14 protein-coding genes are annotated in these 13742 nt (G+C 71.7%); 2 read left to right on the top strand and 12 right to left on the bottom strand.

Annotation, left to right across the window (positions count from 1 at the left end; translation table 11 throughout):
* Positions 1–103: 103 nt before the first annotated feature.
* Entirely contained in the window at positions 104–820 is a 717-nt protein-coding gene (locus AC3IF1_RS10675; protein ID WP_489217513.1) for a DUF1194 domain-containing protein, read from the bottom strand.
* Between the two features lie 224 nt (positions 821–1044).
* Here AC3IF1_RS10675 and AC3IF1_RS10670 point away from each other — a divergent pair, with 224 nt between their 5' ends.
* Complete coding sequence (locus AC3IF1_RS10670; protein WP_489217512.1) at positions 1045–1266, top strand: hypothetical protein; 222 nt, start codon at positions 1045–1047, stop codon at positions 1264–1266.
* 35 nt (positions 1267–1301) lie between these two features.
* Here the strand turns inward: AC3IF1_RS10670 and AC3IF1_RS10665 are convergent, their stop codons facing one another.
* From AC3IF1_RS10665 to AC3IF1_RS10615, 11 genes are all read right to left on the bottom strand, one after another.
* A complete protein-coding gene (locus AC3IF1_RS10665) occupies positions 1302–2069 on the bottom strand; it encodes a DUF1223 domain-containing protein (RefSeq protein ID WP_489217511.1) in 768 nt (255 codons plus the stop codon).
* A 7-nt stretch (positions 2070–2076) separates the two neighbouring features.
* The gene (locus AC3IF1_RS10660) at positions 2077–3093 is read right to left on the bottom strand and encodes a lipid A biosynthesis lauroyl acyltransferase (RefSeq protein ID WP_489217510.1); all 1017 of its coding nucleotides are present in this window, start codon (positions 3091–3093) and stop codon (positions 2077–2079) included.
* 122 nt (positions 3094–3215) lie between these two features.
* Positions 3216–4238 carry a zinc-binding dehydrogenase gene (locus AC3IF1_RS10655; protein ID WP_489220371.1) on the bottom strand — a complete coding sequence of 341 codons (1023 nt, stop codon included), beginning with the start codon at positions 4236–4238 and terminating at the stop codon, positions 3216–3218.
* A 58-nt stretch (positions 4239–4296) separates the two neighbouring features.
* A complete protein-coding gene (locus AC3IF1_RS10650) occupies positions 4297–4635 on the bottom strand; it encodes a type II toxin-antitoxin system PemK/MazF family toxin (RefSeq protein ID WP_489217509.1) in 339 nt (112 codons plus the stop codon).
* Positions 4622–4975, bottom strand: a complete 354-nt coding sequence (locus AC3IF1_RS10645; protein ID WP_489217508.1) for a hypothetical protein — start codon at positions 4973–4975, stop codon at positions 4622–4624. The genes AC3IF1_RS10650 and AC3IF1_RS10645 overlap by 14 nt, the downstream gene beginning before the upstream one ends.
* A 100-nt stretch (positions 4976–5075) precedes the next feature.
* The gene (locus AC3IF1_RS10640) at positions 5076–5363 is read right to left on the bottom strand and encodes an SH3 domain-containing protein (RefSeq protein ID WP_243973782.1); all 288 of its coding nucleotides are present in this window, start codon (positions 5361–5363) and stop codon (positions 5076–5078) included.
* A gap of 32 nt (positions 5364–5395) precedes the next feature.
* Complete coding sequence (locus AC3IF1_RS10635) at positions 5396–6163, bottom strand: SDR family NAD(P)-dependent oxidoreductase (protein ID WP_489217507.1); 768 nt, start codon at positions 6161–6163, stop codon at positions 5396–5398.
* Positions 6160–7443 carry a beta-ketoacyl-ACP synthase gene (locus AC3IF1_RS10630; RefSeq protein WP_489217506.1) on the bottom strand — a complete coding sequence of 428 codons (1284 nt, stop codon included), beginning with the start codon at positions 7441–7443 and terminating at the stop codon, positions 6160–6162. Before AC3IF1_RS10630 ends, AC3IF1_RS10635 begins: the two co-directional genes overlap by 4 nt.
* Before the next feature lie 117 nt (positions 7444–7560).
* Positions 7561–8853 carry a Zn-dependent hydrolase gene (locus AC3IF1_RS10625; RefSeq protein WP_489217505.1) on the bottom strand — a complete coding sequence of 431 codons (1293 nt, stop codon included), beginning with the start codon at positions 8851–8853 and terminating at the stop codon, positions 7561–7563.
* Between the two features lie 90 nt (positions 8854–8943).
* On the bottom strand, positions 8944–9405 hold the full coding sequence (locus AC3IF1_RS10620; protein WP_489217504.1) for a tellurite resistance TerB family protein: 462 nt from the start codon (positions 9403–9405) through the stop codon (positions 8944–8946).
* Positions 9406–9803: 398 nt separating this feature from the next.
* The gene (locus tag AC3IF1_RS10615; protein ID WP_489217503.1) at positions 9804–11321 is read right to left on the bottom strand and encodes a CYTH and CHAD domain-containing protein; all 1518 of its coding nucleotides are present in this window, start codon (positions 11319–11321) and stop codon (positions 9804–9806) included.
* 359 nt (positions 11322–11680) lie between these two features.
* On the opposite strand from AC3IF1_RS10615, the gene selB reads away from it, so the two are divergent.
* Complete coding sequence (gene selB / locus AC3IF1_RS10610; RefSeq protein WP_489220370.1) at positions 11681–13618, top strand: selenocysteine-specific translation elongation factor; 1938 nt, start codon at positions 11681–11683, stop codon at positions 13616–13618.
* The last annotated feature ends 124 nt before the right edge of the window (positions 13619–13742 follow it).

The raw sequence follows: 13742 nt of genomic DNA, 5'->3' as shown, positions 1-13742 counted from the left end.
CGTGCGGGATGAAGCTAGCGCTCAAGGACGTGCCGCGCGAGCACCGGCGGTGACGTCCGAGCGGACCTGTCGTCCGATCGAAACACCGTCGGCGCGGGGCCCGTCACGAGATCTCGCGGATCAGCTTGGCGATGATTGCGCGCCCGAACGCCTCGAAGCCCTCGGCGGTCATCACGAACGCCCCCTCGCCGCCGATCACGAGGTTCCGGTAATAAGCCGCGAGGCCGCCGGCCGGGTTGGTGTGCTCCTTCAGGAAACCGGGCATTCCGTCCGGATCGGTGAGGATCACGATGCCGTTCACCGTGATCCCGGCCGTTACGGCGGCGTCCCGGGCCTCCGTGATCGAGCGGCCGGCATTGCCGGTACCGTCACCCGAGACGTCGATCACCTTCCGGTCGGTCCGGAACGGTGCCCGCGCCAGCAGGTCGGCGGCGAAACCGATGGCCGATCCGATCGCGGTCCGGCCGTAGAAGGGGCGCTCCGCTGCGGCGAGCCGCGCCGCGAAGAGGCCCGCATCCTGCGCGGAGGCGATCACCATCCAGTCGACCGCGACGCGCTGCTCCCCGGGCCCGGCCCAGTCGAACAGGGCGACGCCGATGCGCCCGGCCGGCCCGTCGCCGATGGCCCGCAGGATCCGGGGATCGGCGAAGGCCTCGGCATAGCCGCGCCGTTCCAGGTCGAAGCGCGCCTCGCTGATGCTCAGGGACACGTCCACCGCAAGCGCCAGCAGCACGTCCACGTCCAGGTCGGCCGCGGCGGCGCGGCCACCGGGGAGGGACAGTGTCGCGAGCATTCCGGACAGGAGCTGGCGTCGCCGCATGGCCGACACTCAAGGGGAGGCGCCGCGCGCGGGGGCGGACGGCCGCATCCCAGGCAACGGACCTGCCGCCCCGCCAGTTCGATCCGTCGCCCGCCCGTCTCGAAATGGTTCCGCGCCGGGCCCTCGGCACCGTGCCGCTTTTGGCCCCATCCCGTGCCTGCCCGACGCCGCTAACTGGGCCTCACGAAGGCGCGTTGTGCGCTGCAGAAACCGGAAAACATCCTATGCGCATCGTCCACCGGATCGGACGCGGTCTCGAGAGCTTGATCGTGGCGGCCCTCATCGGGACCGTGGCCCTGTTAAGCCGAGCGATCGACGCCATGATCGGCTTCGTCGGCCGCCAATCCGATCGCCTCGAGGCCGGACTCGGGGAACTCGCTCGCCAATCCAAGGAACGGCACAGGCAGCAGGGCCGGCGGCTGATCGATCCGATCAGCCTGAAATAGGTCGATGGCCGGGGCCTCCGTTTCGGGACGACGCGCTACAGTCCCGGCCCCTTGGCGGCCCCGAAGATGCGGCCGGGCCGATTATCGGCACCACCCTGCAGCAGCACGACCCAGCTGTCGGCTTCGGCGATCGCGGCCTGCGTGTCGGGCACGTCGAAGCTGACCGCTTGGCCGGTCCAGTGACCGAGATGCTGCAGCCCCCGCACCACGTTGACGTAGGTCGCGGTCCGGCCGCCATTCTCGCCGGCCTGGATCGCGATCACCCGGCTGCGCAGCACGGGGACCAGCCACACCTCGCCGCGCAGATCGGCCGCGAGGTCCGGCGCCGCCCCGATCTCCACCTGGATCCGGTCGCCGCGGATCTCGCCGCGCACCGGCACCGGCAGGCCGCCGCGCTGAGACGCATCGCGCATCAGCCGGTCGAGACCGGCTCTGTCGGAGCCCACCACCACGCCGCTGCCATCGATGACCGCCTGCGGGGTGAAGACCTGCCGGGCGCCGCGCGTCCGCGCATACGCCCGCTGACGCTCGGTGATGGGCCGCGAGGCCAGGGTGTCCTTCCAGCCGAGGTAATCCCAATAGGTCACCGGCAGGGTCAGGGCGATCACCCCGGGTTGGCGGGCGAGGTCGCGCAGCACCGGATCGGCCGTGCGGCAGGCCCCGCAGCCCTGGCTGGTGAACAGTTCCACGACCGCGCGAACCGGCTCGGCCCGCGCCGCGGAGGCAGCCACGGCGGTGCCGAGCAGCACGGCCGCGCGGAGCGCGCGACGGTCGCGGATCGGGGCGCGGTGCCGGGGATTCATGGGGACATCAGAGCGTCTGGTCCGCGTTCTGTGAAATCACGTTGGCTTGAGAAGCCTCGACCGGCGGGCGGGACGCCGCCGATGCCATCCGCGGTTCGGGCAGCATGTCGGGTCGCCACCGGCGGTGCATCCAGAGCCACTGACCGGGATTCTCACGCACCCAGCCCTCGACCACGGCGGTCATCGCCTGCATGGCGCCGGTCACGTCGATGGTCCCGTCCGCGGCCCGCGGCAGAATGAGCGGCGGCGTCAGTTCCAGGCGGAAGCGGCCCTCCGGCAACCGCACGACCCGGACGCCGTGGACGGGGCACTCGTAGTGACGGACGAGCTTGGCGAGCAGCGGGTTGGCGAGGCAGGGCCGGCCGAGGAACTCCACCACGACGCCGCGGGTGAAGTGCTGATCGATCAGCTGACCGAGATGGCCGCCATTCTCCACCACGTCGCGCATGGCGAAGACGGCGCCCGGCTTCGATGCGGCCAGGCCGCCCATGGAGCGGCGGCGGACCTCCTGCACGAGGCGTGCGGCGGCCGGATTGTTGGGCGGCCGGAATACGGCGGTGGCATCGAGGCCGAACCGGGCGGCGCAGATCGCCGGCAATTCCCAGTTGGCCAGGTGAGCGGAGAAGATCAGGCCCGGCGCGCCGTCGTCGCGCAGGGCGAAGAAATGCTCGATGCCCGAGACCTCGGTCCGCGATGGGCCCGTGGCCGCCGGATCGTAATCGAACAGGCTGTCGAGATGGGCGTATTCGGCGCCCGTCCGCCCGAGATTGTCCCAGGCCTCCAGGGCGATTGTTCGCCGCTCAGCCTCCGGCATCTCGGGAAAGGCCGCCCGCAGGTTCTGCAGGGCGGTCCGGTGGGCCGGCAAGAGGGGCCCGATCCGGCGCAGCAGCCCGGCGCCCAACGCGGTCGAGCGCGCCGGCCCGAGGCTGCGGGCGAGCCAGACCAGGGCGCGGATCAGGGGTATCGTGGCGTAGCCCAGGAGGCGCGGGTACGACCGTTTCAGCAGAAGGGCGAGACGCAGCACTTTCGTTTCCCGGGCTCGATCCGGGCCGCCCCCCAAGACACCCGTGCGGCACCGTTTACGCCAGGTTTGCCGCAGCGCGAAACACGCTCCGACGCGCAGGCTCCGCGCCCGCGCGTGCCGCCCTACAGGCTGACGAGGATCTTGCCGAAGACGCGGCGCGATTCGAGGCGCTCCAGACCCTGCGCGAAATCCGCGAGGGGATAGACGGTATCCACGACCGGCCGGATGCCGGCTTCCATCTTATCGAGGGACTGGCGGATATTCGCCAGCGCGCAGCCGAACGAGCCGGTGATCCGATATTGCTGCTGGAAGAGCTGCATCAGGTTCATCGTTGCCGAGACGCCCGAGGTCGACCCGCAGGTCACCAGACGCCCGCCGCGCTTGAGGCACAGCAGTGAGCCGTTCCACGTGTCGGCGCCGACATGCTCGAACACCACGTCGACGCCCTTGCGCTTGGTCAGTCGCCGGACCTCGCCCTCGAAGCGCTCGGTTCTGTAGTTGATGACTTGGTCGGCGCCGAGCTCCGCGGCTTTGCGGCCCTTCTCGTCATCGCCGACCGTCGTGTAGACGGTGCAGCCGATGGCCTTGGCCATGCGGATCGCCCCGGTGCCGATCCCCGAGCCGCCGGCATGCACCAGCACGCTCTCGCCGGGTTCCAGCCTGGCGTTGTCGAACAGCATGTGCTGGACGGTCCCGAAGGCGATACCCGCGCAGGCGGCATCGGTGTCGCTGACGCCCTCCGGCACCCGCACGACAAGGCGCGCCGGCAGGGTCACCAACTCCCGGGCGAACCCGTCGCGGTGGAAGCCCATCACGCCGGAGACATCCTCGCAGAGGTTGTCCCGGCCCTCGCGGCAGGCCCGGCACTGACCGCAGGTCATCGCCCCGTAGGGCACGACCGGATCGCCGGCCGCGAGGTCCGTGACGCCCTCCCCCACCGATTCGATGACGCCCGACGCTTCCGCGCCGACGACGAGGGGCAGCTTACGCTTGGCGAAGGCCATCCCGCGAAAACCCCAGACATCGATGAAGTTGAGCCCCACGGCACGGATGCGGATCCGCACCTCGCCCGGACCGGGGGCGGGCGGCGCCGCGATCTCGGTCAGGCGCAGGTCGCGGTCGCCGAAGAGCTGGAGGGCTTGCATGATCATCGTCTTTTTGTAGTCGACGCCGTACCGTCATCGGCCAGGGCCCAGTGCCGCATCAAGCGTGTAGGATCGCTGCGAAATGGGCCGCCAGTCGTGTGCGATCCGCCAGGCCCAGATGTCCGATCCGGCGACCGATCTGACCATTCGGCAGCGTGAACACTTTACAGCGGACCACCGAGGGGTGCCGGAGGCCGGCCGCGGCGAGATCGACGATCGCGTGATCGCTCGGCCAGTGGCTGCCGGCGCCCGTTGTGATCATCGCGGTCACGACATGTCCGTTCGTATCGTTGAAGCCGGTGTTCGAGAGGACCATGACCGGTCGCGGTTCGCGGACCGGGACGTCGATGAACGGAAATAGAGCCGTCAAAACATCGAACCGCTCATAGGCCGTCATAGGCTGCGGCATCGTCCGGACTGTTCCACTCCGTCAGCGTCGCGCCGAGCGACAGAAGATAGGGATCGGGCATCGGCCGCTCGGCCTCGACCGTGATCATCGAACCGCGACGGGACTGCAAGTCATGCCAGGTCTCCGCATCGGCCGGCTCGGGCCCGACGCCGTCGGTGGCGTGGCCGGTGTCGCCGTCGAGGACCTTCCGAAAGCGCATGGGCCTGCCGTCGATCCGCAGGACAAGGCGCTGGTCCGGCCGTAGCGCGCGGATCGTCAGCGCCAGATCCGGATCGCCCTCCACGTGCCGCGCCCGGAGCACCACGTCGCGCAGGATCATCGTCGCCATCAAAGCACCTCCCGCCGAGAGCTACGCGCCGCCCAGCCGCAGATCAACACGGACTCCGCGACCTTACCCCGGAGCTTGGAGCCGGTGTTCGGGAGGGCGCCTATTCCGGCGCCAGGTAGCGCCGCCGCGCCCAACCTAGGGTTCGGCCGGCCTTGACCCGACACCATGTGGTCCGGCTCGGCGTATCGTTGGTGCAGCCGAAGACCAGGGCGCGGACACGGATCTCACCGACCTGCTCGGCGGCGGGATCAGGCTCCGCCCGGATGCTCAGGGCTTCGCCCGGCGGCAGGCCCGAGATGCGGTAGGGCTCGGGTTCGGCCCACGCGGGACCGGAAGCGAGCGTCGCCGAGAGGCTCAGGGCGGCGGCGAGGGCGAGGCTGACGCGCATCGGTGGGATCGTCCGGTTCGGTGGGTCACCGGTCACGTCCGGTGGATGCCCATCATCGCGGTCAGGCCGCCATCCACCGGCAGCACCGCCCCGGTGATGTAGGACGCCCCCTCGCCCATCAGGAAGGCCACGAGCGCCGCGACATCCTCGGGCTTGGCGAACCGTCCGGCGGGAATCTGCCGCTCCATGCCGTCGCGGTGGGCGGCGTAGCGCGCCAGCATGGCGGTGTCGACGAAGCCGGGCGCGACGACGTTGACGGTGACGCCGCGCCGGGCCGTTTCGATCGCCAGGGTGCGGCAATAGGCGATGAGTGCCCCCTTGGTGGCGGCGTAGGCGGCATTGCCGGCATTCGCCCGCAGGGCGGCGACGGAGCCGATCGCCACGATGCGCCCGGACCGGCCCCGGGTCATCGCCCGCACCAGCGCCTTGGACATGCGGGTCAGCGAGAAGAAGTTGACCTGCATGGCCGCCTCGGCCTGCGCCTGATCGAGCATGGCGGCCAGCGCGTCGCTGGATTGGCCGGCATTGTGGACGAGGCCGTAATAGGCCGTTTCCTCCGCGGCCGCGCAGAACCCGTCGAGGGCGGCCCGGTCGGCGAGGTCGAGTTGGTGGGCCGCGAAGGCGCGGTCCGGATGGTCGGCGTGCAACGCGGCGAGCAGCGCCTGGGCCGCGTCAGCCGAGGACCGATAGGTGAAATCGACCACGAAGCCCGCGCCAGCCAGGGCTCGGACGGTCGCCGCACCGATCCCGGACGCGCCGCCGGTGACGAGGACGCGGCGGTGGTGATCCGTGCCGCTCACGCCGGCTCCGCGCCGAGGACCAGACAGGTGTTCTGGCCGCCGAATCCGAAGGCGTTCGACAGCACCGTTCGCACCGGCAGATCGCGGGCCGTCTCGACGATGTCGAGGGCGATGGTCGGATCGGGGACGCGATGGTTGATGGTCGGCGGGATGCGGCCGTGGCGGATGGTCAGCAGCGACACCGCCGCCTCGATGGCGCCGGCGGCCGTGAGCGTGTGGCCGATCATCGATTTGTTCGAGGTCACCGGCAGGGCGGATGCCCGGGCCCCGAAGACGGCCGCGAGCCCGAACGCCTCCATCTTGTCGTTCTCCGGCGTCGAGGTTCCATGGGCGTTGACCGTGTCGATCCCGTCGGGTTCGAGTCCGGCATCCTCCAGGCTCGCCCGGATCGCCGCGATGACAGGTGCCCCGTCCGGGCTGGAGCGGGTGCGATGGAAGCCGTCGCCCTTCTCGCCGCAGCCGAGGACGTAGCCGAGGATCGTGGCGCCCCGGGCTCTCGCAGCGTCGGCGTCCTCCAGGACCAGGGCTGCGGCGCCCTCCCCCATGACGAAGCCGTCCCGGTCCTTGGAAAACGGTTTCGAGGCCGCCTCCGGATCGTCGTTGCGGGTGGAGAGCGCCGAGAGCAGCGAGAACCGGATCAGCGATTCCGGGTTCACCGAGCCGTCGGTGCCGATGCAGAGCGCCGCCGCGGTCTCCCCGCGCCGGATCGCCTCGACGCCGAGCTGGATGGCGGTGGCGCCGGACGAGCAGGCGGTGGAGAGCGAGATCGGTGAGCCCTTTGTGCCGAAGCGGTCTGCGATCCGGTCGGCGACGGTGCCGAAGATGAACAGGTCGTGCCAGGCATCGAACCGGCGAGTCGCCGCGGCCCGGAGAAGGCCGGCATAATCAACCGGACCGTCGCCGCCGACGGCCTCCGCCAGGGCCTGCCGCTGCGGCCATTCCATCTCAACTGGCGGCACCGCGATGAACAGCGCCCCCGGGAAGTCGCCGGCTTTGCCGATCCCGGCCTGGGCCACCGCCTCCTCGGCGGCCGCCGCGGCGAAGCGCTCGGACAGGAGGGGCGCCACCAGCGGCTCCGTATCGAGGAAATCCACGGTGCCGGCGATGCACGTGCGCAGGCCCTCGGTTGGGAACCGCGCGATGGCGTGGATGCCGGACCGGCCCGCCACCATGGCGGCCCAGGTCTCGGCCTGCCCCTGGCCGAGGGAGGAAACGACGCCGATGCCGGTGACCGCGACGAGGGGCCGGCCCCGGGCGTCGCGGTGGGATCGCGCGCTCATGGTGCGGTCCTTACGGGATTTTCCGCGCCGGTACACCACCATGCCTTCCGAACCGCCGCCGCGATCCCGCGTCGGGGCGCGACGGCTCCTGGCTCGCGTCGGCAGACCGAGCCGCCGTCATTCGGCAGCGGAGGGGCCGCGTCCATCCGGGCGGGGTGCGTTGGCCAGACGAAGCACGGTCTGGAGCAGGACATCGGCGCCGGCCGCGCAATCGCCCTGGGTGGCGGATTCCGATTCGTTGTGGCTGATCCCGTCCTTGCACGGCACGAAGATCATCGCGGCCGGCACCCTGGCGGCGAGGTTGCAGGCATCGTGGCCGGCCCCCGAGATGATCCGGCGGCGGGCGTGGCCGAGGCTCTCGGCGGCCGCGTCGATCGCCGCCACGATGGCGGGGTCGAACGGGACCGGTTCCTTGCGCCAGATCCGCGTCAGGGCGATCTCGAGGTGCCGGCGGCCGGCGATGGCCTCGGCCGCTTCGCCCAGGGCGGCCTCCATGGCGTCGAGGGCCTCCGAGCGCGGGTCGCGCACGTCCACCGTGAAGGCGACCCGCCCGGGCACGACGTTGCGGGAGGGCGCCAGGATCTTGGCCTCGCCGATCGTGGCCACCGCCGAGGGGGCGTGCGCCAGGGCGATCCGCTCGGCGGCCAGCGCGAACTCCGACAGCGCCAGCAGCGCGTCCCGGCGGCGCGGCATCGGCGTGGTGCCGGCATGGCTCTCAAAGCCGGTGATCACCCCGTCGAACCACATGATGCCCTGGCCGCCCTCGACCACCCCGATGGTCTTGCCCTCGGCTTCCAGGATCGGGCCCTGCTCGATGTGCAGCTCCACGAAGGCGCCGATCTCCCGCGTGCCGACCGCCTCGACCCCACGATAGCCGATGGCGTCCAGCGCCTCCGCCACCGTGGTCCCGGCGGCGTCGCGCTTGGCCAGGATCTCGTCCGTGGTGAAGTCGCCGGCATAGGCGGCCGAGGCCATCATGGCGGGGGCGAAGCGGGAGCCCTCCTCGTTGGTCCAGTTGACCACCATCAGCGGCGCCTCGGTCTCGATGCCGGCATCGTTGAGGCTGCGCATGACCTCGAGACCGGCCAGCACGCCGAGCACGCCGTCGAACTTGCCGCCGGTGGGCTGGGTATCGAGATGCGAGCCGAAGGCGACCGGCGGCCGGCTCACGTCGCGGCCCGGCCGGAGGGCGTATTGCGTCCCGAGCGCGTCCACGGAGACTTCGAGCCCGGCCGCCGCGCAGGCGTCCCGGAACCAGTCGCGGACGTGTCCATCCTCGGCCGAGAGCGTGAGGCGGTTGATGCCCCCGGCGGGCGTACCGCCGAACGCGGCGGTCTCCAGGATCGTCGCCCAAAGGCGCGCGCTGTTCGCGCGCAGATTGTGGGTCTTGCTCGGGTTCGTCTCGGCCATGCCGGTTCCTCTGACGGCGGAGCGCCGTGCCACACGTCCCTCATCGGGCAGCGCGCGCCACCGGAGCAACGCCGGTGCCAACCGGCGCCATCAGGCCGGGCGCCGCCGCACCGGATTGGCCCGGAGGAGCTCGACCCCGTCGACCTGCAGGGCGGCGGCGATCGCGCCGAGGGCGCTCGCCTCGATGTTGCTGATCCCGTCCTGATCGGCCACATCGGCGGCGATCAGGAAGACGTTCTCGCGCTGGCTCGCGGGCCGCTCCGCTACCGCCGTCACGTGGCGCAGATTCTCCGTCCGCCCGAGGCGGGTCCGTGCCCGGGCGATCCCCTCGTAGAGTTCGGTCTCGAGCATCAGCGCGTCGTAGCCCTTCATCAGGACGGGATCGGCGATCAACCCGTGCAGGGCGGCGTCGAACTCCTGGCCGGCCACCTCCCCGTCGGCCACGATGACGTTGGCCGCGGCCGAGACCGCGGCGAGCATCAGCGCCTTGTCGCCGACATAGGCGGTGACGGTGCGGCTCACTTGGCCGAGCAGATCGCGCAGGACGTTCATGAAGACTTTGCCGGGGGCCGGTCGGGGGCGGAGACGCGGCAGGGATAGCAGAGGACGGCGCGGAAGGAAGCCGGCATGGCCCGACCGGTCAACGCGACGCGGGTTATTGGCCGGCCACGCCGCCCGTTCACGGGGATGTTACAACTTCTGCGGATTTACTGGCGACCAGACACGCTTGGGCAACATCGCCATGCAAAGTCTTGCATCAGCTGCGCTGATGCGCGGTCGACGGAAGGCGGACCAAGTCCCCCCAGCGCAATCCGCCTCCGTCGCGACGCCGCCGGGACGATGTTCGGGTGCCCCCCAGGCCCGACCTTCGTGCCGGCGGCGGCCCCTCCCGCCGCCGGCTGCCCGATCCGCGCGTTCCACCGGCCTCCGGAATACGGCGCGGCCGAGGTTCACCGCCAGAACGGCTTCACGTCGAGGAGATCGGCCCGCGCCTCGGCGGCGGCCTTGAGCAGGTCCCGCGTCCCCGGATCGTCGGAACCGGGCATGGGCGGCCCCGACAGGCTTTCGGTCATCGTCCGCGCCGTTTCCAGGTCGTTGAGCGCGCCGAGATGATCCTGGAGATCCGACAGCGCGTCGCCGAACTTAGCCTGTCGGCGCAGATCCTTCTCCCGCTGATAGAGGCCCGCGAAGAACTCCGCCCCGTAGCGGAGCTTCTTGGCGGCGATCCGCGCACGGTGCCGGGTATGCGGGTCGAGGCGCTTGAGGCCGCGGCCGCGCTTCTTGAGCCTGAGACGCGCGCTGTCGAGCACCCGGGCGGCGAAATCGCGCCCGTCCTCGGCGGCGGACGGCTGCGCGGCCCAGGCACCCGCCTCGATCCATCCGGCGAGATCGATGATCAGGCCGCGCCATTGCGGGCTCTGCAGGGTCGCCAGAACCACGTCGTAAGCGCGCTCCCGCTCCGCCTCGGCCCGGGCGCGGAGATCGTCGAGCCCGGTCTCGTCCGGGCGTGCCTTGGCCAGCTCCGGCAGGGTGTGACCCAGGAACACGTCGAGGTTCCGGGCGTAGCCGAAGGGCTCGGTGACACGCTTGATCTCGTCGTTGAAGCCGCCTGCCCGGGGGTCGCCGTCCAGCATCGGGGCGAACAGCGACAGCGCCGAGCGGAGACGGCGCAGGGACACGCGCATCTGGTGCAGGGCCTCGGGCGGCCGTCCGGCTTCGAGGAACGCGTCCTCGTTGAGGCGCATGTGGCGGAGGCAGGCGCGCGCCACCCGGCGGAACACCGCGCCGGCGGTCGCACCCTTCGGCAGCTCGGTCGGCCCGGCCTTGACCACGCCGCGGCCGGTCCCATCGATTAGCGCGAAGCCCACGGCGCTCTTGGCGTAGACGCCCAGCCGCAGCGGTACCGTTTCGGCCAAGGCCTGCGCGAGCTGGAACAGGTCGGCCGGGTCGCCATCCTGCAACTCCAATTCGAGCTCGCAAAGCGGAGCGTCGCCGACCGGGCTCTCGACCCGGCCCTCGTCGAGGGTGACCAGGATCCGCGAGCCGTTCTGTGTCACCGGGATTTCCCGGCGCATGACGACGGTCGAGAACAGCCGCTCCAGCGGCGCTTCGGCCACGCGCAGGACCGGTTCGGCCGCCGTGCCGGCCCAGGCAGCCGGATCGGGGGCCTCACCGGCGATCTCGGTCTCCCACTCGGCCCGGTCGAACAATCCGACAGCGCCGGACCCGGCCTTCACGGTCTGGATGTGGCGGCCGCCCTTCGCGCGGACGCGCAGGGTCAGGCCGGCCGCCCGGAGATCGCGCTTCGCCGTATCGAAGTAAGCGGTGACCAGATGTTCGGGCTCGACGGCTGCGGCGCCCTGGAGCCGCGGATGGGCGGCGAGTGCCGTCAGGTCGGGTCCGGCACAGTCGAGCTTCAGCTCGATCTCGCGCGGCTCCACCGCGCTGCCGCTTTCGCTCTCGCTCATGCTCTCCTCTTCGTGACCCAGCCAACCCGAGCGGGTGTACGCCCATCGGGTTGCACCGAACTGTCGATCCGGTCGCGGCCCCGCGCACCATCAACGGCCGCCAGTCTAGCAAAAACCGACGCCGCGCGCGGGCGCAACGGCGATGCATCAGGGATCGTTGCGGCTCGAGATGCTGCACTGCGTTAAAATCGCCCTTTCACAATTCGTAAACGCGTGGCAAGACAAATTGTCCACAATCCATCTGCCGCGCATGCCCCGGCCCCGACCGTCCGGCGGCCCATGGCTCGACGAAGAGCCGGCGCGGCGGGATTCCCTACGACGAGATGTGTGCGCTCCGCGTGGACGGCGGCGCCGTAGCGATGGTCGGGTCGGTGACTGCGTTGAAGACACTTCTCGTAGGCGTGGTTGGCCATGTGGATCACGGCAAGACCGCGCTGGTGCGCGCCCTTACCGGGATCGAGACGGACAGGCTGAAGGAGGAGCGGGCCCGCGGCGTCTCCATCGTCCCGGGCTTCGCCCTGCTGCCTTCGGCGCGGGGGGAGATCGACCTCGTCGACCTGCCGGGCCACGAGCGATTCGTGCGCGCCATGGTCTCGGGAGCGACCGGCATGCGCGCCGTTCTGCTGGCGGTGGATGCCCATGAAGGCATCAAGCCGCAGACCGTCGAGCACCTGGAGATCGCCCGGCTGATCGGCGTACGCCGCGGCGTCCTTGCCCTGACCAAATCCGATCTCGCCACGCCCGAGACCCTCGCGGCGCGGACAGCCGAGATCGCCGCCGCGGCGGCCCGCGCCGGGCTCGAGGCGGGCCCGGTCATCCCGACATCGACGGTCACGGGCGCCGGGATCGCCGACCTCACGGCGTCCCTCGCCGCGCTGCTGGCGGAGGCGGAACCCGGGAGCGACGACGGCTTCCCCTACCTGCCGGTGGACCGGGTCTTCTCCCGGGCGGGCTTCGGCACCGTGGTGACCGGGACCCTCAGGCGCGGGGCGCTGGCGGTCGGCGACACGGTCGAGATCGTGCCCGGCGGTCGAAGCGCGGTGGTGCGCGGTCTCCAGATCCACGGACGCCCGGTGGACCGGGCCGAGCCCGGGCGGCGCACCGCCGTCGCCCTGCGGGGAGTCGGCCTCGACGAGATCGCCCGGGGACAGGCCCTGGCGCTGCCGGGCCTGCTCGCCCCGAGCGCGTGGCTCGATGTCGCGATCACGGCCGCCGCCAGCGCCACCGACGCCCTCGGCAGCGGCACCGCCTGCCGGCTCCTGTTCGGGACGACCGAGGTCGAGGCCCGGCTGCGCCTGCTCGACCGGGACGCCCTGGAGCCGGGGGCGAGCGCGCAGGCGCAGCTGCACCTGGCCGAGTCGGTCGCTGTGCCGGCGCGGGAGCCGTTCGTGCTCCGGCTCGATTCGCCGGCCGCGACGGTCGCCGGCGGGCGCGTCCTCGATCCGGGGAGCCGCCGCCGCCGCCGCCACGATCCGCGCGTCCTGGCCGACCTCGCCGCCCTGGCCGCGGGGCAGCCCGCGAAGGCGATCGCGGTGCGCCTCGGACAGGCCGGCGCGGCCGGTGCCCCGCTGGTGGACCTCGCCCGGCTCGCCGGGGCGGCCCCGGCCCGGGTCCGCGCGATGCTGAGCGAGGCGGGGGCCCTGGAGATCGGTGACCGGTTCGTCGGCGCCGGGGCCTTCGAGGCGCTGCGCACCGGGATCCTGGCGACGCTCGCGCAGCATCACCGGGACAATCCGATGGAGCACGGGATCGCGCTCGAACGCCTGTCCCGATCCCTGGCACTCCCGGACGCGCTCACCGGCACGGCCCTGCGTACCCTCGCGGCGGCGGGTACGGTGGTCCAGGCCGGTACCCTGTGGCGGCGCGCCGATTTCGACCCTGCCCGCAATGAGAGCGAAGCAGCCCGGAAGCTGGAGCAGATCTTCCGGCGCGCCGGCCTCAACCCGCCCGACGAGACCGAGGCCGTGGGTCGCGACGTGCGCCGGCGCGAAGCGCTGACCTATCTGGTCGGGGCCGGGACGGTGATCCGGGCCGTCGACCGGGTCCAGCGCCGCGCGGTCCTGTTCCACCGGGAGGCGGTGGCGAGTGCCCGCACGCGCCTCGTCGACGCCTTCCCGCAGGCGGCGACGCCGGAGACCGGCTTCCTGGCCCGGGAGGCCGGCGCGGCGCTGGGAATCTCCCGCAAATTCTCGATCCCGCTCCTGGAGCACCTCGATGCGACGGGGTTCACCCGCCGGGCGGGGGATCGGCGGGTGATCGTCGCCCTCGAACCGGCCCCCGGCGGTCCGGCGGTGTAGGGCGTCGACCGCCCGGGCGGCCCGAGGGTCTGCCGAGGTCCCTCCCGGACCCGTTTCTGAGACTGCCGCGGCTTGGTCGGGGCCATGAGCCCGCACAGCGTCCGGACGCGAAACCGCGGCCCAA

The organism is Methylobacterium sp. E-012 (assembly GCF_057836545.1).
Note: the sequence above shows the minus strand (reverse complement) of the source record. Positions and strands in the feature narration are given on the sequence as shown.

What these genes read in the sequence shown, in the direction of transcription:
- AC3IF1_RS10675 (WP_489217513.1), bottom strand. Translation starts at nt 820, where the DNA reads ATGCGGCGACGCCAGCTCCTGTCCGGAATGCTCGCGACACTGTCCCTC.
- AC3IF1_RS10620 (WP_489217504.1), bottom strand. Translation starts at nt 9,405, where the DNA reads ATGAACGTCCTGCGCGATCTGCTCGGCCAAGTGAGCCGCACCGTCACC.
- AC3IF1_RS10615 (WP_489217503.1), bottom strand. Translation starts at nt 11,321, where the DNA reads ATGAGCGAGAGCGAAAGCGGCAGCGCGGTGGAGCCGCGCGAGATCGAG.
- AC3IF1_RS10625 (WP_489217505.1), bottom strand. Translation starts at nt 8,853, where the DNA reads ATGGCCGAGACGAACCCGAGCAAGACCCACAATCTGCGCGCGAACAGC.
- selB (WP_489220370.1), top strand. Translation starts at nt 11,681, where the DNA reads ATGGTCGGGTCGGTGACTGCGTTGAAGACACTTCTCGTAGGCGTGGTT.
- AC3IF1_RS10640 (WP_243973782.1), bottom strand. Translation starts at nt 5,363, where the DNA reads ATGCGCGTCAGCCTCGCCCTCGCCGCCGCCCTGAGCCTCTCGGCGACG.
- AC3IF1_RS10630 (WP_489217506.1), bottom strand. Translation starts at nt 7,443, where the DNA reads ATGAGCGCGCGATCCCACCGCGACGCCCGGGGCCGGCCCCTCGTCGCG.
- AC3IF1_RS10650 (WP_489217509.1), bottom strand. Translation starts at nt 4,635, where the DNA reads ATGACGGCCTATGAGCGGTTCGATGTTTTGACGGCTCTATTTCCGTTC.
- AC3IF1_RS10670 (WP_489217512.1), top strand. Translation starts at nt 1,045, where the DNA reads ATGCGCATCGTCCACCGGATCGGACGCGGTCTCGAGAGCTTGATCGTG.
- AC3IF1_RS10645 (WP_489217508.1), bottom strand. Translation starts at nt 4,975, where the DNA reads ATGGCGACGATGATCCTGCGCGACGTGGTGCTCCGGGCGCGGCACGTG.
- AC3IF1_RS10655 (WP_489220371.1), bottom strand. Translation starts at nt 4,238, where the DNA reads ATGCAAGCCCTCCAGCTCTTCGGCGACCGCGACCTGCGCCTGACCGAG.
- AC3IF1_RS10665 (WP_489217511.1), bottom strand. Translation starts at nt 2,069, where the DNA reads ATGAATCCCCGGCACCGCGCCCCGATCCGCGACCGTCGCGCGCTCCGC.